We start from the raw sequence: 18838 nt of genomic DNA, 5'->3' as shown, positions 1-18838 counted from the left end.
CATTTCGACAGCTATTTAATTATGAATTATAAAAAGGTCAAGCTAAAGCCTAAAAAAGAAGAATCGCTTAAGCGTTTTCATCCTTGGATATTCTCGGGAGCAGTACAGTCTAAAGATGAAAGTCTTGCAGAAGGAGAAGTCGTTAACGTATATACAATCAACGATGAATTTATTGCTGTCGGTCATTATCAGATTGGGAGTATAGAGGTTCGGGTACTATCTTTTGAAGAAGAAGATATTGATCTTGATTTCTGGAAGAAGCGTTTGTCTTCAGCTTTGGAATTGAGAAAATCAATAGGCTTATTATCTGATAATAATAATTCATATCGTCTTGTACATGGAGAAGGGGATCTTCTTCCCGGTCTTATTATAGATGTTTATGCCGAAACGGCTGTTATTCAGTCTCATTCGGTAGGGATGCACGAGTCACGTCTGATGATTTGTGATGCATTGAAGGCCGTGTTAGGAGATAATCTGAAAAATGTATATTACAAATCGGAAACCACCTTGCCATACAAAGCCAATCTGGGAGCAGAAAATGAATATCTGTACAAAGGTGATTCTGTCAACGAAATAGCACTTGAGAATGGTTTGAAGTTTTATCCTGACTGGGTAAAAGGGCAGAAGACCGGTTTCTTTGTCGATCAGCGAGATAATAGAGCATTGCTCGAAAAGTATTCAAAAGGCCGGTCTGTACTAAATATGTTTTGTTATACAGGAGGGTTCTCTTTCTATGCTTTGCGTGGTGGTGCAAATCTGGTTCACTCGGTGGATAGCTCATCTAAGGCAATTATGTTGACGAATAGGAATGTGGGGTTGAATTTCCCCGATGATAAACGACATGAGGCTTTTGCCGAAGATGCATTCAAGTTTTTAGGTGGTATTAATAAAGGAGACTATGATCTTATCATACTTGATCCTCCGGCTTTTGCAAAACACAGAGGAGCTATAAAAAATGCATTGCAAGGTTACAAGCGTTTAAACGCTGCCGCATTCGAAAAAGTAGCACCCGGAGGTATTGTGTTTACTTTTTCCTGCTCGCAGGTTATCAGTAAAGACGCTTTCCGTTTGGCTGTATTCAGTGCTGCTGCTTTGTCGGGTCGTAGTGTGAGAATATTACACCAGTTAAGTCAGCCTGCCGATCATCCGATCAATATTTATCATCCTGAAGGCGAATACCTGAAAGGATTGGTATTATATGTAGAGTGATTGGGTTTTAGCCGATTCATTATTCTGGCTTCAAATTATCTTATATAGAGAGAAGTAGGCTGAAAAGAAGAAGCGAAAAAGTAACAATTCGAAATAGATTAAGAAGTGTCACTTTTGTCACTTTTTAATGTTTAATATTTTGATTGTTATGTATTTGTGAATATTTTATTTTGTCACTTTTTGTAACCTGATTGATAGAAATAAAGAGTTATCTACATAAAATGTTAAATAACGAATTTAACGATATAATAAAGAAGAAATTTTCGGGAGAAATATTTGATACTATTTCACGTGTGGCAGATGAGATGAATCTTGAATGCTACGCTATAGGCGGTTATGTACGTGATATATTTCTACGCCGTGCATCCAAAGATATAGATATTGTTACTATCGGTAAGGGTATCGAGCTGGCAGAGGCTGTGACTAAGGCTCTGGGGAGGAAGGCAAACCTTTCGGTTTTTAAGAACTTTGGTACAGCACAGATTAAGTACAAAGATACGGAGATAGAATTTGTTGGGGCACGCAAGGAGTCTTATAATAGAGACTCGCGCAAACCGATTGTAGAGGATGGTACGCTCGAAGACGATCAGAACCGTAGAGATTTTACAATAAATGCGTTAGCGATTTGTCTTAATAAAGATCGTTTTGGAGAATTGCTAGACCCTTTCGGTGGACTCAAAGATATGGATAGTCTGACTATTCGTACTCCGCTCGATCCTGATATTACATTCAGCGACGACCCTCTGAGGATGCTCAGGGCAATACGCTTTTCTTCACAACTAGGTTTTGATATAGAACCTAAAACCTTTGATGCAATCAGCAGAAATAAGGATCGTATAGAGATCATATCAAGAGAGCGCATAATCGATGAGGTGAATAAAATAGTACTTTCGCCTAAGCCTTCGGTTGGTTTTCTTCAACTCGATCAGACCGGATTACTCTCTATTATCTTCCCTGAATTAGTGGCTTTGAAAGGTGCTGAAACAAAAGAAGGGGTCGGGCATAAGGATAATTTTTATCATACTTTGGTCGTCTTAGATAATATTTCGAAGAAAACAGATAATCTGTGGCTCCGATGGTCGGCTATACTTCATGATATTGCCAAGCCTGCAACCAAACGCTGGGACAATAAATTCGGTTGGACTTTTCACAATCATAACTTCATTGGCGAGAAGATGATTCCGGGAATCTTTAGACGGATGAAGCTGCCATTGAATGAAAAAATGAAGTATGTGCAAAAAATGGTTACCTTGCACATGCGTCCTCAGGTATTGGTAGACGAGGAAATTTCTGATTCAGCCATTCGCCGTTTGCTTTTCGAGGCAGGTGACGATATTGATGACCTGATGACATTGTGTGAAGCTGATATTACATCAAAGAATCCCGATAAGGTTCGTCGTTACCTTCGTAATTTTGAGATTGTACGTCAGAAACTAAGAGATATAGAAGAGAAAGATCAGGTACGGAATTTTCAACCGCCGATCAAAGGTGAAGAAATTATGGAAATGTTCGGTCTTGGACCCGGAGTGGAAGTGGGACGGCTTAAGGCATCCATCAAAGATGCTATCTTAGATGGGGTGATCCCCAATGAATATGACGCTGCTTACAATTATTTGATAGAGAAAGCGAAAAAGATAGGGTTGAAGCCGAAAGGTGATGATGTAAGATGAAAAAAGGAGTTCTTATATTTGTTTTTTTAGCTTGTTGTGCCGCTGTGCAAGCTCAAAAATCAGCTTTAATAATAGACCTCACTCATAGATATAAATTAGATTATGCCAATTGGGGAATAGGGCTGCAGTATAAGTACAGTTTACCCGCTAATTTTAGAGTAGTTGCAGATTGGGTGGCTTATTTTCCTGATAATAGTAATTCCGGCCTCGATGTTGGATTTAATTTACAGTATCAATTGCGTGTATATAATAATCTTTCTATATATCCTTTTATTGGGGGTGTGATATCCAATCACTTATTCTCAGGAATCCCTAATTCTGTGAAACAGACCGGATTTTGTCTTAGTTTTGGTGTAGGTGCTGAGTATAATATAAGCAAGAAAGGATTCTTGAATTTTGATTATAGATATAATCTGATAGATAAAGAGAAATATACAGGGTATACGGATTATAGTCTGATACGTTTAGGCTACGGATTCCGGTTCTAAAATTATAGATAAAGAAATTATGACAATAAAATCAATTGTAGTTGTGGTTGACGAAGCAAATGCCATCGGTAAAAACAATGACCTGCTTTGCCATTTGCCGAACGATCTGAAGCATTTTAAGTCTATCACAGCGGGTTATCCTGTTGTAATGGGGCGCCGAACATTTGAGTCGTTGCCTAAAGGTGCGTTGCCCAACAGAAGGAATATTGTGATAACTAATAATAAGGATTTACAATTCGATCGCTGCGAAATGGTTTTATCTATCGATGAGGCAATAGAGCTTTGTAAAGGCGAACAAGAGATCTTTTTTATTGGAGGAGGAACCATATACAAGAAAGCAATTGATTTTGCAGACAGACTTTATCTGACTCGTATTCATCATCAGTTTGAAGGAGCGGATACCTTCTTCCCTGAAATAAAACAGGAAGAGTGGAAGGAGCTATCGCGAGAAGATCATGATACAGATGAGAAACATAAATACAGATACAGTTTCATCAATTTAGAGAAAATAAAACGTTAATATACTTGCTTATATTAAATAAACATCCTATTTTTGCAACCCGAATATCTGGAAGATAATTGAAATTATAACAGAAAATAATATATAGCAATGAAAAGAACTTTTCAACCATCAAACAGAAAGAGAAAAAACAAACATGGTTTTCGCTCTAGAATGGCTACTGCAAACGGACGCAGAGTACTTGCTTCACGCAGAGCAAAAGGAAGAGCTAAACTAACTGTCTCTGACGAATACAGCAAATAAGATCTTTTAAAGGCATTTTGCTAAAGATATACAAGGTAAGAATTATTATAATTCTTACTTTTGTTTTTATATAAGCCTCACTTTGTATGAATTGGTTCGACTTGCTTGTAGTTATATTGATTGGGATAACCCTTGTTAAGGGGTTCTTTTCGGGGCTTGTTATGCAAATAGCATCTTTAGCCGGATTGATATTAGGAGCGGTTTTTGCTGGTCAGTTGTCAGGCTTTATAGCTCCCAAGTTGATAAAGCTAACCGAGGCATCCCCTCACATTATCGGGCCATTATCTTATATTGTGGCCTTTCTGCTTATTATAGTGGCGTTGTTTTTTGCGGGGAAGTTACTCGAGTCATTTGTAGAAGCCATAAAAATGAGTGCTCTCAATCGGCTGGCCGGAGCTTTATTTTGTTGTGCTAAATGGCTTGTAGTATACAGTATTGTGATAAACCTTGTTGTCGAATTAGACCAAAATAAGCATCTGATTAAAGAGGATGTGCGTGAGAGTGCCTATTCTTATCCTACTGTTATCAACATTGCCAGAGCAGTAATTCCTTACTTGCGATTTGACTGGGTAAAAGACTTGAAAGAAGAGGCTGCTACCCATATTAAAGACAAGGGCATTGCCATTTAGATATACTATTTCTTCGCAACGGTTCCAGATGTTTGATGCTCCTGAAATAAGTGATATATAATACCATCCGATAGTCCTATCTTCGGAACGAATATTTCATTGACTTTACAAATCTTACTAATCGATAAGAATATCTTCAAAGCTGGGACAATAACGTCAGCACGATAAGTATTAAGCTTATAAGACTGAATCCGCTCTTCATAACTCAACGATTTTAGACTGTCATAGAGCTTCTTCAGTTCGTCATAGCTGATAGGTTCACGTTCTCTTTTACCCAATACTTTGTGTATCTTATTTATGTTTCCACCCGATGCAATTATACTGAATGAGTTATTGTCTTTAGAGATATCTTTTAGCCAAGACTTAAATCGTTTTTCTTCATCTTCTTTTACGGCATCTACCAGTAAGCGTACAGTTCCCATCTGGAAGGAGTTAGAGTCTACTTTTTGCTGATTGCTGTATATGATCACTTCTGTGCTGCCTCCTCCAACGTCAACATAGAGGTAGTTCTTCCTTTTGTCCATAAAGTTGTCCAACTCTCCCGCCTCGTATATAATTTCGGCTTCTTCTCTACCGGTTATGATGTCTATGTTTATACCACTTTCGCGCCGTATGTCTTCTACGATATTAGCTCCGTTGGTAGCATCACGCATGGCGCTGGTTGCACATGCTCTGTAGTTCATCACACCATAGGCTTTCATTATATGTGAGAAACCCTGCATTGCATGTATAAGCCGCCACTCCTTATCTTTGCTTATTGTTCCAGAGGTAAATACGTCGTCACCCAAACGGATAGGTACACGGAGATAAGCTACCTTCTTGAAGTCGGGCGTTGTTCCGTTTACTTCAATGTTGTTTATAAGTAGGCGAATAGCATTAGAGCCTATATCTATTGCTGCAAATATATCTGTATTCATTTTTTATCATTCAATTTCTTATAAAAATCGTATAAAGCTGTCTGAGAACGGCAAGGAGGATTGTCTCCTCTCTTTACATAATTATTGCTCCCAAAGACAGTGAGATCTCTTGCTTTTTCGTTATCCGACCATTGTATATCAAAGAAGCTCTTCAATGTTTGTTTTATTTCTTTGTCGAGGATAGGAACTCCCACCTCTATTCTTCTGTCTAGATTTCGTGTCATCCAGTCTGCGCTCATGATATAGACTTTCTCGTCTCCGTCATTGTGGAATATAGCTATACGTGCATGTTCTAGATAGCGGTCTACAATGCTTATTACCCGTATGTTCTCGCTTAGGTCTTTCATCTGAGGCTGTAAGCAGCATGCACCTCTCACGATAAGCCGTATCTCGACTCCTGCCTGACTTGCTTTGTAAAGCAGCTTTACCATTTCTTCATCGGTAAGGCTGTTAAACTTAGCAAATATATAAGCTCGTTTTCCGTTTTGCGCATTTTTTATTTCTTTCTTGATGAGGTTGACGAATTGATTGCGCATATAATAAGGCGAAACAAGCAGTTGCTTGCACGAGAAGTGTTTGTGTGTATTGATCAGAAAATCGAATACTATAGCTGTATCAGCTACTATTTGAGGATTTGATGTAAACAAGCCGAAGTCGCCATATATCTGAGCTGTAGCTTCATTAAAGTTCCCGGTTCCGATATATGCAAAATCTTTATTCTTACGTTCTACCAAAACGATTTTGCTGTGTACCTTTAGTCCTGTGACGCCATGTATAACTTTTACTCCCTCTTTTTGCAGTATCTCCGAATATTCTACATTTTGTTCTTCATCGAAGCGTGCCAGCAATTCCATTAATACGACTACTCTCTTGCCGTTTTTAGCTGCATTGATCAGGGCGTTAATAACTTTCGAACGTTCTGCTACACGATATAAAGTGATGTAGATACTTTCTACTTTAGGATCTATCGCTGCTTCCCGAAGGAAATCAATAAAGTGGTTGAATGTATGATATGGATAATTAAGTAATACATCTTTACGAGCAATGGTTTTCAATATGCTCGAAAAAGGCTTTATGTGCGGATGGTTTAGCGGAGCCAAGCTTTTGCTTTCAAGATCGGGACGCACTTTAGGGAATTTCATTAAATCCCTCATAAGATGATATCGCCCTCCCGCATCTAATTCCTCCCGCCTTTTTAGCTGGAGCTTTGATGATATGATATCTAACAAGTCTTCGGGCATTTCTCTGTCGTAGATAAGGCGAACAGGCTGTCCGTGCAGACGATTTTGTAATCCGGCCTCCATCTTCTCTATCAAGCTTTTAGAGATGTCGTCATCTATTGTGAGTTGAGCATCACGCATCAGTTTGAATGTATATGCCGAAATACTTTTATAGTTAAACATAAAGAATATTTCGTCCAAGCATAAACGAATTATATCATCCAAAAATATGATATCGTGTCTGCCTTTTACTGATGGCAATACGACAAAGCGCGGACATGAAGAACTTACCGGAATTTGAATAATTGCATATCTGGAATCGTTTTTGTCGGAGCACATCTTAACCGCATGGTAGATATTGTTATCCCGCAAAAAGGGTAATTGAGTAGATTTACGAATAATAAGTGGTACAAGAAGTGGGCTGACAACGCTCGAGAAATATTCGTGGCAGAACTGTTTTTGTTTCTGGTTCAGTTTTTTCTCATTCACTACATAAATATTATGTTTCTCCATTTCGGAGAGAACATCGATATAAGTTTGCATAAATTTCTTTTGCCCTTCAGAGACCTGACTGTTGATAAGGGGCAGTAATTCTTTAGCAGTGTATCCTCCCGAAAGGAGAGGTGCGCTCTTTCCTCTAATCTGACTAAGGCGAACAATATTGGCTATCCTTACCTTTATATACTCGTCCTGATTGTTTGAGAAGATACCAAGAAAACGAAGCCTCTGCATCAGAGGCACACTTTTGTCCTGAGCTTCTTGCAGTACCCGCTCGTTAAAGGTTAGCCAGCTTAAATCCCTGTTGTTTATCATTTATGCCAGTGTTGTTAGATGCCTTAAAAAAGTCTGCTCAGCCGAATTTACCCATTCACGAAAAGAGTCATCCGATTGTTGCTTTGTTTTCATATAGTTTAATAACACGCTCATATCAAAATTGTTTCCAACAATGCCTCCTCCAAAAGAGATAACATCAGCTGCGTTTACTTCTTGTTCTATATGAGCCGGGATCATCATGATAGCTTTCCCCAGATAGAGAGCTTCACAAACCGATTCGAACCCCGCTGTTGTAATATATCCGCAGCATCTGCTCATAAAGTTAAGGAATTTTTCATCATCGATCGTATGGAGTGTTAAATTTTCGTCTACTATTAGTTCCTTCGGTACATTTTGCTTATCCCAGAAGAAATGTAATTTTACGTCAGGATTTTGCTCGTGCCATGCCCTTACTTCATTTTCATACCCATGATTAAGCATGTATCCCAAAATATAGTCTTCGGTTGTAGGCTGTAGCGATAATATTTCGGATCGGAGCAGAGGCGGAACCACTGCAATGCGTTCAGGAATATAGTCTTTTAACGGATAGAAGGATAAAGCCAAGGTTTTGGTTGCGCCTACACCACATAGCAGCATATGCAGTCTCAAGAACATCATTCCTTGTTCGTCTCCTTTTCCATGTAAATAGCCGGGATGTTTTAGCAGGTATTGATGTCCGATATTTACAATCGGGATATCGGTGCTAAATCGCAAATAGGTGAGCCCGGTGAGCAGTTCGTAGAAATTGACAATAACATCGGGTTCGTTTTTCTGTATACGCCGGTGTATTTTTTCTATGCTTTTTTTATATTTCCTTAATCTCTTAGGCGATATGTTGAAAAGCAAAGTCTTTAAGAAGTGAATCCGTTTTTTATCTTTTTTGAATACAAAAGACAAGGTGTCGAAAGTTCTTATTTTAGCTCCGATTTTCTGATAAAAAAAATCGGGTATGACCCGAACCTTACTTTTTCCAACTAAAACTTCTACAACCTCGTGACCATTGCGGCGAAGGATATCAGACAAGGCTATAGCCTGAGTCATGTGCCCTCGTCCATCTCCTTGAACAATAAATAAATATCTCATATTGCAAATCTTATATCTTTCTTGTCTTCAAATACCGAATTGTTAGCCTGTGGCTCAGTTACATAATATTCAACCTCCCAATTGCCGTCATAGTCTTCGGTTAGAGCCGATAAAGATTCGACCCAATCACCCGAATTCAAATAAAGAATGTCGCCATAATATCTTTTTTCGGGTTGATGTATGTGACCGCATATAACCCCGTCACACTTTTTGTGGCGTGCTATATCTACAATATGTTTCTCGTAATCGCTAATGTATGATACCGATGCTTTTACTTTTTTCTTCACTTCTTGCGAAAGGGAGTAATAAGGCAAACCCTTTTTTTCTCGTCTGTTGTTGTAGTATCTATTGATCAGCATCAGTAGAGAGTAACCAACATCTCCGATTTTAGATAACCAGCTGTAGCGGGATGTAACAAGGTCAAATACATCTCCGTGGAGGACATAGAAACGTTTGTCTCCGCTTTTGTAGATATAATCTTTTACAATTTCTATATTCTGAAACTTGAAAGGAAGTATCCTGTCCATGAAGTCGTCGTGATTCCCTCTCAAATAGATTATCTTTGTTTTACGTTGTATATCCAATAGTAGTTTAATGAAATTACTGTGTCTCTTTTTCCACTTTGCTTTTCTTCCTCGCATCAATTGCCACCCATCAATAATGTCTCCGCATAAAATAAGAGTATCGCATGTGTTGTCTTTTAAATATCTTGTTGCTTCTTTCGCTTTCGACCATTTAGATCCCAGATGGATATCTGAAAGAACAATGGTTTTGTGATGTTTTTTGTTTGTCATATTTTTCTCTTTTTTTCATATCAAAAGAATAAATACATTATGACAACACTGTTAAGTATTTATGAATAAATGGTTAAGATTCAGACGGAAGTTTTATGTATAATATAAATGACGAGCAAACAGATGGTAGATATCTCTCTGTTTGCCATTCATCTGTTTATGGTGTAGTTTTTTATTTATCGATATAAAGTGCAGGGGCAGACGGTTGATAGAAGTGCGTCATGTATAGGTCTTTGATAATGCCATCGGCGACACCTATTATGGGTGTTTCAATGACTAGTGCCCGAGCCAGTTTCATTACTTTAAGGTATATCCCTATTGCAGGGAGTATTACTTCTGCTCGGTTGAGGTTTATTTTAAGATTCACGAGCCTTTCTTCGTAACTCATTTTTCTCATTTTAGCCGCAAAGCTCACTAACTCTTCTCTGCGTATGCGTCCGGAACGACGTAATAGTGAATCCAGCTTATTTATGTTTCCTCCTGACCCAATGAGGGATATCTTTATATAATCTTTGCTGTGTTCTGTCAGCCAATTTTTCATTCTGTCCCATTCGGCTCTTTCTTCCTCAAGCGGTAGTGAGCGAATGGTACCTAGCTTGAACGATTCGGATGCGATCTCTTTGTTCTGATAAAAAATAATGAGCTCTGTGTTTCCTCCACCTACATCCGTATATATGTATACTCTGTTCTCCTCCAGTAATTCGTCTATTCTGTTTGTAAGAATAAAGCGAGCCTCTTCTTTGCTGTCAATTACATCTATTTCGATGCCCGACTTGGCAACTACGTACTCCAATACTTCTTGTGCGTTAGAGGCTTCCCTGATGGCAGACGTTGCGCAGGCACGCCATATTTCTACATCATTTACCTGTATTAGTCCACGGAAAGATTGCATTAGGATGGCGAGCTTTTCTTTCTTCTGCTCACTTATATATCCTGTGGAAAATGTATCCTCTCCCAATTTTAAAGGGATACGGATTAATGAATCTTTTTTAAATACTGCACGTCCATTATAGTCGAGAACATCTGTAATAAGAAGGCGTACAGAGTTGGAGCCGATATCGATTGCTCCTAAGCGTCTAACATTCATAAGCTTTTTTTATTGGCAAAAATAAATAAGAGGGGTTACAAAACTATTACTATTGGATTGCATTAAAATTAAGATTGTCGAATAGAACTAATAAGCAAAGAATTCTGTTTTATATTTGAAAAGTAACTCATTTTCGAATATGAATAAAGAAATAAAGTACTGTCTCAACTGTAATAATAAAGTCTATGGTGAGTTTTGTAGTAAATGTGGACAGTCAATACATACTTCGCGTGTTAACTCCCAAGAGGTTTTTAGAGAATTGGGATATGGGTTATTTCATTTAAATAGTGGGTTATTCTATACTACTAAAGAGTTGCTGTTAAGGCCGGCAGTAACAATCCGAAATTATTTATCCGGTAAGAGGGTTGGATATATCAAACCTTTTATTTTTCTGATAGTATGTGGTGTTATTTATAGTTTTGTTTTTCATCTTTTTCATTTTTTTCCAATGGATGAGATGAATAAACATGAAGGTAATGTTATTCTTGAATATGTCCCTATCTATAAATTGTATTCTAATCATTACTCATCGATGCTTCTGGTGTTAACTCCTTTTTATGCGCTGTTCTCTTATTTGTTGTTTTATCGAAGGGGTTATAACTATATGGAGCATCTTGTTATGCTTTCATACTTATCTGGAGCAAGAATTTTTATTCTTTTGTTGTTTTATCCCTTTATATATTTGTCACATTCACAGTTTGTTTATTTGGTTGTAAATTTTTTAGCCGAAATATATTTTATATGGGGGTTGTCTCAATTCTTCAAAAGGTCTTCATGGCTTGCTGCAATCTTTAAGGTGTTGCTGCTTATCGTATTAGCTGTTGTTACTTTACTTGTGCTTGTGATAGCTATTTTCTTGGTGTTTAAGTATTATCATTTCAAGTTATGACTCCAAGCCTATTTCCTAAGGTTGCCCTTTCTTCATTATTTCTTCCAATCTATTTTGTTGATATATAATCTATTTAATTTCATGTTTTGTGCTCAATGAGAACTATGATGTTTATGTTTGATTTGTATTATTTTTATAGTAAATAAGAATGTTTCTGACAGACTTTTATCTATACATAACGAATCTTCCTGACGGGTACGGAATTGTAAAAAATAAAAAATTATCTTTATGCGATTTTTCTGATTTATTACGCATGAAGAAAGAATTAGTATGGAAAGTAAGCCGTTTCGAAGAGCTTACTATAAACGAATTATATGAGATCTTGCATCTACGGTGCAAAATATTTGTCGTTGAGCAAGATGCTCCGTATCTCGATACAGACTATAAAGACCAAAAAGCATTGCATCTCTCTGGGTATGCAGGTGATAGGCTCGTGGCTTATTGCCGTATATTTAAGGGCGGAGATTATTTTGAAGAGGCTTGTATCGGACGGGTTATTGTTGCTCAGGAGTATAGGAAGTACGGATATGGGCACGACATGATGAAGAAAGCCCTGGATATAGCATCTGCAACTCTAGGGGAGACGCGAATTACGATTTCTGCTCAGCAATATCTTCAAAAATTTTATGAGAGCCACGGCTTCAGGCAAACCAGCGAGATGTATCTCGAAGATGGCCTGCCTCACATAGAGATGAAAAAAGAATAGAATTTTTTAAAAAGTCTTGTTCGTTAAGATATTAAATCATAAATTTGCAGCCCGAAACAGAGAGGAGGTTTGATGATCTTTTGAACAAAACATATTCACTTGTGGTATGATATTGCTTTGCTGAAGCAATGTTCAGAAGATTGATTTATACAACAGAATTCTCTCGTTAATGCAATTATTGCAATGATAGCGAATGAAATTTCGCTTATAAAGTTTAAAATTAAATAAGAAAACAAATAAAAACTAAAGAATAATTATGATTATTGTTCCATTGAAAGAAGGGGAAAATATCGAAAGAGCCCTAAAGAAATTTAAAAGAAAATACGAAAAAACAGGTGTTGTTAAAGAACTTAGAAGACGTCAGGAATTCCAAAAGCCTTCTTTAGTGAAGAGAGCAAACAAACTTCATGCAGTCTATGTGCAGAAGATGCACCGTATGGAAGAGTAAAATAAGTATTGCCAATTTCGCATAATATTATTAACTTCGTCATTCAAGATAGAATGTTTCTCGAATGATGCTGTTGATAGAAAAATATATCAGGTATCTCCGTTATGAAAAGAACTATTCTTTACATACGGAGATTTCTTATTCTGAAGACCTTAGTCAGTTCGTAGAGTTTCTTGCCGAGCATTTTTCTGATACTGACATAAAGCATGTAGATAGAGATATTATTCGCATGTGGATCGTGTCTATGATGGAGAGAAAAATCTCAGCCCGTTCTGTAAACCGTAAGCTAAGCGCAGTGAAATCGTTTTACAGATATTTGCAGAAAATAGGAGAAGTAACGGTAAATCCTGCAAGTAAAATAAATGGCCCGAAAGTTGGTCGGCCAATTCCAGCTTTTGCCAACAGTTCAGATATGGAGAAGGTGCTGGATCAAGAAGACTACGGAGATTCATTCGAGTCGTTGCGAGACCATATTATAATAGAGCTGTTTTACGTAACCGGAATCCGCCGGGCAGAATTAATAGGGTTGAAAGATGTTGATGTCGATTTCTCTTCTGAAACGATACAAGTGACAGGAAAACGTAATAAGCAACGTCTTATTCCTTTTAGTGATGGCATGAAGCAGTCTCTTGAACAATATATTGCAGTGCGAAATAAAGAAGTAGGAAACCAATCAGGTTACTTATTTGTTAAGAATAATGGAGAGCCACTTTATCCGATGTTAGTGCATCGTATTGTGACTTCTAATTTACAGCAGATAGAAACTCTGGCTAAGGTTAGCCCCCATGTTCTTCGACATTCGTTTGCAACGGGCATGCTGAATAATGGAGCGGATATTAATGCAGTAAAGGAGTTGCTTGGTCATGCAAGCTTGGCTGCTACAGAAATATACACACATACTTCGTTTGAAGAATTAAAGAGAATTTATAACAAAGCTCACCCAAGAGCTTAAAAAGTAAAGGAGGATTAGTTATGAATATTGTAATTCAATCGGTGCACTTTGATGCGTCAGTACAACTGAAAGAGTTTATTGAGAAAAAAATATCAAAATTGGATAAATTTACAGATCAGATTGTAGATGCAGAAGTTATATTGAAAGTCGTGAAGCCGGAAGTAGCCAATAATAAAGAGGCTTCGGTTAAATTGAATATAAAAAATGGAGAGTTGTTTGCCAATAAGACTGCCGATAGCTTTGAGGAAGCTGTTGCTCAGAGTATAGAAGCTTTGGAAAAGCAAGTGCTTAAGGTAAAAGAGAAGGCTCAGGCTAAATAAAATAGCAATGTTCATGAAATTGGCACTAAGCTAGTTGAAGCTAAATAGACAATCAAAAGAAAACACAAGGGAAAATAAATCTATAAAGTGTTGCGATTCTAAAAAAAAATATCTAATTTTGTCGCCGTTTCGCTGTGTAAAAAGCGAGATGGCGATAATTATTAGACTTTTAGCCTCTTTAGCTCAGTTGGCCAGAGCACGTGATTTGTAATCTCGGGGTCGTTGGTTCGAATCCGACAAGAGGCTCAAGCTATAAGGAAAAAGAAGTTTTGAAAAAGCTATGAATCAATAGATTTGGATATTTCTTCACTTTAATTTCCATTACTTTTGCTTTAATAATAATATCTCTTGTTTTTAAGTACGGAGAATTGTTTAATTTGAAGCAAGATTTTGAGATTTAAGCCAATGTAGCTCAGTGGTAGAGCACTTCCTTGGTAAGGAAGAGGTCACGGGTTCAAATCCCGTCATGGGCTCTAACGGGGATACAAGATTCAAAATTGAATTAAATATATACATTTAACTAAATAATAGAAGATTAATTATGGCAAAAGAACATTTTAACCGGGCGAAACCGCACGTAAATATCGGTACAATCGGTCACGTTGACCACGGTAAAACTACTTTGACTGCTGCTATCACTAAAGTATTGGCTGACAAAGGTCTTTCTCAAGCACGCTCATTCGACTCTATCGATAACGCTCCTGAAGAAAAAGAACGTGGTATTACAATCAATACTTCTCACGTAGAATACGAAACAGCTAACCGTCACTATGCTCACGTTGACTGTCCAGGACACGCCGACTACGTAAAGAACATGGTTACTGGTGCTGCTCAGATGGACGGTGCTATCATCGTTGTAGCTGCTACTGATGGTCCTATGCCTCAAACTCGTGAGCACATCCTTCTTGCACGTCAGGTAAACGTACCAAGATTGGTTGTTTTCATGAACAAATGTGATATCGTTGATGACGAAGAAATGCTAGAATTAGTAGAACTTGAAATGAGAGAACTTCTTTCATTCTACGAATTCGACGGAGATAATACTCCAGTTATCCGTGGATCTGCACTTGGTGCTTTGAACGGTGTTGAACCTTGGGTTAGCCAAGTAATGGAGCTTATGAATGCTGTTGATACTTGGATTCCACTTCCTCCACGTGATGTTGATAAACCATTCTTGATGCCGGTTGAAGACGTGTTCTCTATCACAGGTCGTGGTACTGTAGCAACAGGTCGTATCGAAACTGGTAAGATCAAAACTGGTGAAGAAGTTCAAATTATCGGTCTTGGAGCTGAAGCTAAAAAATCAGTTGTAACAGGAGTAGAAATGTTCCGTAAGATTCTTGACGACGGACAAGCTGGTGACAACGTAGGTCTTCTACTTCGTGGTATCGATAAAGAAGAAATCAAACGTGGTATGGTTATTACCCACCCAGGTAAAATCACTCCTCACACAAGAATCAAAGCTGAGGTTTATATCTTGAAAAAAGAAGAAGGTGGACGTCACACTCCATTCCACAACAAATATCGTCCTCAGTTCTATCTACGTACATTGGACGTTACAGGTGAAATCACTCTTCCTGAAGGAACAGACATGGTAATGCCTGGTGATAACGTAACAATCACAGTAGAATTGATTTACCCAGTTGCTTGTAACGTAGGTCTTCGTTTCGCTATCCGTGAAGGTGGACGTACAGTAGGTGCTGGTCAGATTACAGAAATTTTATCTTAATAATTTCTATAAAACCTAAAGTCGGTTTGTAATATAACCGACTTTAATATACGGGCGTAGTTCAGTGGTAGAGCGTTGGTCTCCAAAACCAAATGTCGGGAGTTCGAATCTCTCCGCCCGTGCTAAACTCAAACAGGAGTGATGAAAAAAATAATTAACTATTTTAAAGATTCTTATAACGAACTTGTATATAAGGTTTCTTGGCCCTCTCGTCCGGAATTGACCAGCAGTGCAGTTATTGTCATGATCGCTTCCATTATTATGGCATTGGTTGTGTGGGGTGTTGATTCGGTGTTTGATAGAGCGGTTAAGTTGCTTTATGGTCTGTTGTAATCTTTATCTTGTCAAAAAACTATGACTGAAATCGAAAAGAAATGGTACGTTCTGCGTGCTGTTAGTGGAAAAGAAAATAAAGTCAAAGAATATCTTGAATCAGAGATAAAGAAAACTGACTTAGGGAAGTATATTTCTCAAGTTCTTATTCCTACAGAGAAAACTTATATTATGCGTAACGGAAAGAAGGTTCTCAAAGAAAGAGCTTATCTTCCCGGCTACATATTGATTGAGGCCGCACTCGTAGGTGAAGTGATCCATGAACTTCGTAACATTAATTTCGTTGCAGGTTTTTTACCGAATACTACTAATCCACAACCGCTGAGCCAATCTGAAGTAAATCGGATATTAGGTACAATGGACGAACTGGATGAGCAGGAAGTAGGCTTGGATATTCAATATTTTGTTGGAGAAAACGTGAAAGTAACAAATGGTCCTTTCTCTGGTTTTTCTGGTATTATTGAAGAGGTGAACGCTGAGAAAAAGAAACTCAAGGTGATGGTAAAAATATTTGGAAGGAAAACTCCTCTCGAATTGAATTACATGCAAGTTGAAAAAGAGCAATAAGGACTGGTTACGCACTCTGGATGTTCTATTTAAGTTTTAACAAAACTAAAAATTAAAAACAAAAATGGCTAAAGAAATTGCTGGACAATTAAAGTTACAGATTAAAGGCGGTGCAGCAAATCCATCTCCTCCGGTAGGGCCTGCTTTAGGTTCTAAAGGTATCAATATCATGGATTTCTGTAAGCAATTTAATGCCAGAACTCAAGACAAGGCAGGTAAAATATTACCAGTGGTAATTACTTACTATGTTGATAAGTCTTTTGATTTTATTGTAAAACAACCACCTGTGGCAATTCAGTTACTTGAAGCCGCTAAAACAAAGAGTGGATCAGCAGAACCAAATCGTAAGAAGGTAGCAGAAATTACTTGGGATCAAGTACAAGCTATCGCTGAAGATAAAATGGTTGACCTGAACTGTTTTACTGTAGAATCTGCCATGAAGATGGTTGCTGGTACAGCAAGAAGTATGGGTATTACTGTAAAAGGGGCTTTCCCTGATGTTAAATAATTAAACTTCAATTGATAATGGGTAAACTTACAAAAAATCAGAAGTTAGCTTTCAGCAAAATTGAAGCAGGGAAATTATATACACTGACTGAAGCATCAGCTCTTGTAAAAGAGATAACAACTACAAAATTCGACTCATCTGTCGATTTGGATGTACGCTTAGGTGTAGACCCACGTAAAGCTAACCAGATGGTGAGAGGTGTAGTATCTCTTCCTCATGGAACAGGAAAACAAGTAAGAGTTTTGGTATTATGTTCTCCGGATGCAGAAGCTGCAGCTAAAGAAGCTGGTGCAGACTATGTAGGTTTGGATGAATATATCGAAAAGATAAAAGGTGGTTGGACTGATATTGATGTTATCATCACTCAGCCTGCTATCATGGGTAAAGTTGGAGCTTTGGGGCGTGTACTTGGACCTCGTGGTCTAATGCCTAACCCTAAGAGCGGAACTGTGACTGTGGACGTTGCTAAAGCTGTAACTGAAGTAAAATCAGGTAAAATCGACTTTAAAGTTGATAAAGCAGGTATCGTTCATGCTTCTATAGGTAAAGTATCTTTTACTTCAGATCAGATCAGAGATAATGCAAGAGAATTTATTTCTACGCTTATCAAACTGAAACCTACTGCAGCTAAAGGAACTTATGTGAAAAGTGTTTGTCTTTCAAGTACTATGAGTCCGGGTGTAAAAATTGACCCTAAATCAGTAGAAAATTAATCAAAATTGACTGAAACATTATGAGAAAGGAAGATAAAGGTACTATCATAGAAACTATAGCGGCAACAATCAAAGGTTACGACAATTTCTATCTTGCTGATATCGCTACTCTTAATTCGACTAAAACCAGCGAATTGAGAAGAGAGTGCGCAAAGCAAGAAATTAAATTAATGGTCGTAAAGAATACCCTGTTGCAGAAAGCATTGGATACACTTGAAGGTGACTATTCGGAACTACACTCAGTTTTGAAAGGAAACACTGCAGTGATGTTTTCCAATTCAGCTAATGCACCGGCTAAACTGATCGCTAAGTACAAGAAAGAAGGAATTCCTTCGCTTAAGGCTGCTTATGTACAAGAAAGCTTCTACATAGGTGCGGAAAATTTGAGCGCATTAGAAAACATCAAGAGCAAGAACGAACTTATCGGCGATGTTATCATGTTGCTTCAATCTCCAGCCAAGAATGTTATCTCAGCCCTTCAATCGGGTGGTAATACCATTCATGGTGTATTAGAAACATTATCGAAACGATAATTCATTTAAAAAAGAATAATAACAATTTTAATTTATACAAAAATGGCAGATATCAAAGCTATTGCAGAACAACTAGTAAATTTGACAGTGAAAGAAGTTAGCGAACTAGCTGAAATTCTAAAAACTGAATATGGTATTGAACCAGCCGCTGCTGCTGTTGCAGTTGCAGGTCCGGCTGCAGGTCCGGCTGCAGAAGCTGTAGAAGAAAAAACATCTTTCGATGTAATCTTGAAATCAGCAGGTGCAAACAAATTGCAAGTTGTTAAAGCTGTTAAAGAACTAACAGGACTTGGTTTGAAAGAAGCTAAAGATCTAGTTGATGCTGCTCCTGGTGAACTTAAAAAAGGAGTAACTAAAGATGAAGCAGAAGCATTGAAAAAACAATTAGAAGAATCAGGAGCTGAAGTTGAACTTAAGTAAAAACAGTCCTGTCAAAGGATACTTTGGTTAGGAACCTTCGTTGTGAA

23 protein-coding genes and 3 tRNA genes are annotated in these 18838 nt (G+C 37.8%); 21 read left to right on the top strand and 5 right to left on the bottom strand.

All coding sequences use genetic code 11. The features are described 5' to 3' along the window. Positions 1–21 precede the first annotated feature (21 nt). From QOX35_RS00185 to QOX35_RS00160, 6 genes are all read left to right on the top strand, one after another. Positions 22–1209 (top strand): class I SAM-dependent rRNA methyltransferase, encoded by a 1188-nt coding sequence (locus tag QOX35_RS00185; protein ID WP_283685314.1) that lies wholly within the window; start codon positions 22–24, stop codon positions 1207–1209. Positions 1210–1430: 221 nt separating this feature from the next. Then, on the top strand, positions 1431–2879 hold the full coding sequence (locus tag QOX35_RS00180) for a CCA tRNA nucleotidyltransferase (protein ID WP_283685313.1): 1449 nt from the start codon (positions 1431–1433) through the stop codon (positions 2877–2879). Then, entirely contained in the window at positions 2876–3367 is a 492-nt protein-coding gene (locus QOX35_RS00175; RefSeq protein WP_283685312.1) for an outer membrane beta-barrel protein, read from the top strand. Before QOX35_RS00180 ends, QOX35_RS00175 begins: the two co-directional genes overlap by 4 nt. A gap of 19 nt (positions 3368–3386) precedes the next feature. Next, entirely contained in the window at positions 3387–3887 is a 501-nt protein-coding gene (locus tag QOX35_RS00170) for a dihydrofolate reductase (RefSeq protein ID WP_283685311.1), read from the top strand. A 90-nt stretch (positions 3888–3977) separates the two neighbouring features. Beyond that, entirely contained in the window at positions 3978–4130 is a 153-nt protein-coding gene (rpmH, locus tag QOX35_RS00165) for a 50S ribosomal protein L34 (RefSeq protein ID WP_006841928.1), read from the top strand. 86 nt (positions 4131–4216) lie between these two features. Beyond that, the gene (locus QOX35_RS00160) at positions 4217–4759 is read left to right on the top strand and encodes a CvpA family protein (protein WP_283685310.1); all 543 of its coding nucleotides are present in this window, start codon (positions 4217–4219) and stop codon (positions 4757–4759) included. 5 nt (positions 4760–4764) lie between these two features. On the opposite strand, the gene QOX35_RS00155 is transcribed toward QOX35_RS00160, so the two are convergent. The 5 genes from QOX35_RS00155 to QOX35_RS00135 form a co-directional block, all read right to left on the bottom strand. Further along, positions 4765–5676 (bottom strand): Ppx/GppA phosphatase family protein, encoded by a 912-nt coding sequence (locus QOX35_RS00155; RefSeq protein ID WP_283685309.1) that lies wholly within the window; start codon positions 5674–5676, stop codon positions 4765–4767. Then, positions 5673–7709 carry a polyphosphate kinase 1 gene (gene ppk1, locus QOX35_RS00150; RefSeq protein WP_283685308.1) on the bottom strand — a complete coding sequence of 679 codons (2037 nt, stop codon included), beginning with the start codon at positions 7707–7709 and terminating at the stop codon, positions 5673–5675. The genes QOX35_RS00155 and ppk1 overlap by 4 nt, the downstream gene beginning before the upstream one ends. Then, positions 7710–8792, bottom strand: a complete 1083-nt coding sequence (locus QOX35_RS00145) for a glycosyltransferase family protein (RefSeq protein ID WP_135105754.1) — start codon at positions 8790–8792, stop codon at positions 7710–7712. Next, positions 8789–9586, bottom strand: coding sequence for a UDP-2,3-diacylglucosamine diphosphatase (locus tag QOX35_RS00140; RefSeq protein WP_283685307.1), 798 nt, complete (start codon positions 9584–9586; stop codon positions 8789–8791). Before QOX35_RS00140 ends, QOX35_RS00145 begins: the two co-directional genes overlap by 4 nt. Positions 9587–9758: 172 nt before the next feature. Continuing rightward, positions 9759–10673: a Ppx/GppA phosphatase family protein gene (locus QOX35_RS00135; RefSeq protein ID WP_283685306.1), complete on the bottom strand. Its 915-nt coding sequence runs from the start codon at positions 10671–10673 to the stop codon at positions 9759–9761. Positions 10674–10812: 139 nt separating this feature from the next. On the opposite strand from QOX35_RS00135, the gene QOX35_RS00130 reads away from it, so the two are divergent. The 15 genes from QOX35_RS00130 (at position 10813) to rplL (ending at position 18791) form a co-directional block, all read left to right on the top strand. Further along, positions 10813–11562, top strand: coding sequence for a DUF3667 domain-containing protein (locus QOX35_RS00130; RefSeq protein ID WP_283685305.1), 750 nt, complete (start codon positions 10813–10815; stop codon positions 11560–11562). A 253-nt stretch (positions 11563–11815) separates the two neighbouring features. Then, positions 11816–12268 carry a GNAT family N-acetyltransferase gene (locus QOX35_RS00125; protein ID WP_283685304.1) on the top strand — a complete coding sequence of 151 codons (453 nt, stop codon included), beginning with the start codon at positions 11816–11818 and terminating at the stop codon, positions 12266–12268. Between the two features lie 256 nt (positions 12269–12524). Beyond that, the gene (gene rpsU / locus QOX35_RS00120; protein ID WP_283685303.1) at positions 12525–12716 is read left to right on the top strand and encodes a 30S ribosomal protein S21; all 192 of its coding nucleotides are present in this window, start codon (positions 12525–12527) and stop codon (positions 12714–12716) included. 70 nt (positions 12717–12786) lie between these two features. After that, the gene (locus QOX35_RS00115; protein ID WP_283685763.1) at positions 12787–13668 is read left to right on the top strand and encodes a tyrosine recombinase XerC; all 882 of its coding nucleotides are present in this window, start codon (positions 12787–12789) and stop codon (positions 13666–13668) included. 20 nt (positions 13669–13688) lie between these two features. Continuing rightward, a complete protein-coding gene (gene hpf / locus QOX35_RS00110; RefSeq protein ID WP_006841940.1) occupies positions 13689–13988 on the top strand; it encodes a ribosome hibernation-promoting factor, HPF/YfiA family in 300 nt (99 codons plus the stop codon). A 172-nt stretch (positions 13989–14160) separates the two neighbouring features. After that, positions 14161–14234: transfer RNA gene (locus QOX35_RS00105), tRNA-Thr, on the top strand. Positions 14235–14389: 155 nt separating this feature from the next. Continuing rightward, a tRNA-Thr gene (locus QOX35_RS00100) sits at positions 14390–14461 on the top strand. A 68-nt stretch (positions 14462–14529) separates the two neighbouring features. Further along, positions 14530–15717, top strand: a complete 1188-nt coding sequence (tuf, locus tag QOX35_RS00095; RefSeq protein ID WP_135105766.1) for an elongation factor Tu — start codon at positions 14530–14532, stop codon at positions 15715–15717. Between the two features lie 50 nt (positions 15718–15767). Further along, a tRNA-Trp gene (locus QOX35_RS00090) sits at positions 15768–15839 on the top strand. A 19-nt stretch (positions 15840–15858) separates the two neighbouring features. Further along, positions 15859–16050: a preprotein translocase subunit SecE gene (secE, locus tag QOX35_RS00085; RefSeq protein ID WP_135105768.1), complete on the top strand. Its 192-nt coding sequence runs from the start codon at positions 15859–15861 to the stop codon at positions 16048–16050. A gap of 21 nt (positions 16051–16071) precedes the next feature. Beyond that, on the top strand, positions 16072–16617 hold the full coding sequence (gene nusG, locus QOX35_RS00080; protein ID WP_006841943.1) for a transcription termination/antitermination protein NusG: 546 nt from the start codon (positions 16072–16074) through the stop codon (positions 16615–16617). Positions 16618–16681: 64 nt separating this feature from the next. Continuing rightward, positions 16682–17125, top strand: a complete 444-nt coding sequence (gene rplK, locus QOX35_RS00075; protein WP_135105770.1) for a 50S ribosomal protein L11 — start codon at positions 16682–16684, stop codon at positions 17123–17125. A gap of 17 nt (positions 17126–17142) precedes the next feature. After that, positions 17143–17838, top strand: coding sequence for a 50S ribosomal protein L1 (gene rplA / locus QOX35_RS00070; RefSeq protein ID WP_006841945.1), 696 nt, complete (start codon positions 17143–17145; stop codon positions 17836–17838). A 20-nt stretch (positions 17839–17858) separates the two neighbouring features. Continuing rightward, positions 17859–18371 (top strand): 50S ribosomal protein L10, encoded by a 513-nt coding sequence (gene rplJ, locus QOX35_RS00065; RefSeq protein ID WP_283685302.1) that lies wholly within the window; start codon positions 17859–17861, stop codon positions 18369–18371. 42 nt (positions 18372–18413) lie between these two features. Beyond that, complete coding sequence (gene rplL / locus QOX35_RS00060; protein ID WP_006841947.1) at positions 18414–18791, top strand: 50S ribosomal protein L7/L12; 378 nt, start codon at positions 18414–18416, stop codon at positions 18789–18791. Positions 18792–18838: the final 47 nt, after the last annotated feature.

It is taken from the genome of Dysgonomonas sp. Marseille-Q5470 (assembly GCF_951230145.1).
In the GTDB taxonomy this organism is placed as follows: Bacteria; Bacteroidota; Bacteroidia; order Bacteroidales; family Dysgonomonadaceae; genus Dysgonomonas.
The sequence above is the reverse complement of the archived record's forward strand: the minus strand, read 5'-3'. Positions and strand labels throughout refer to the sequence as shown.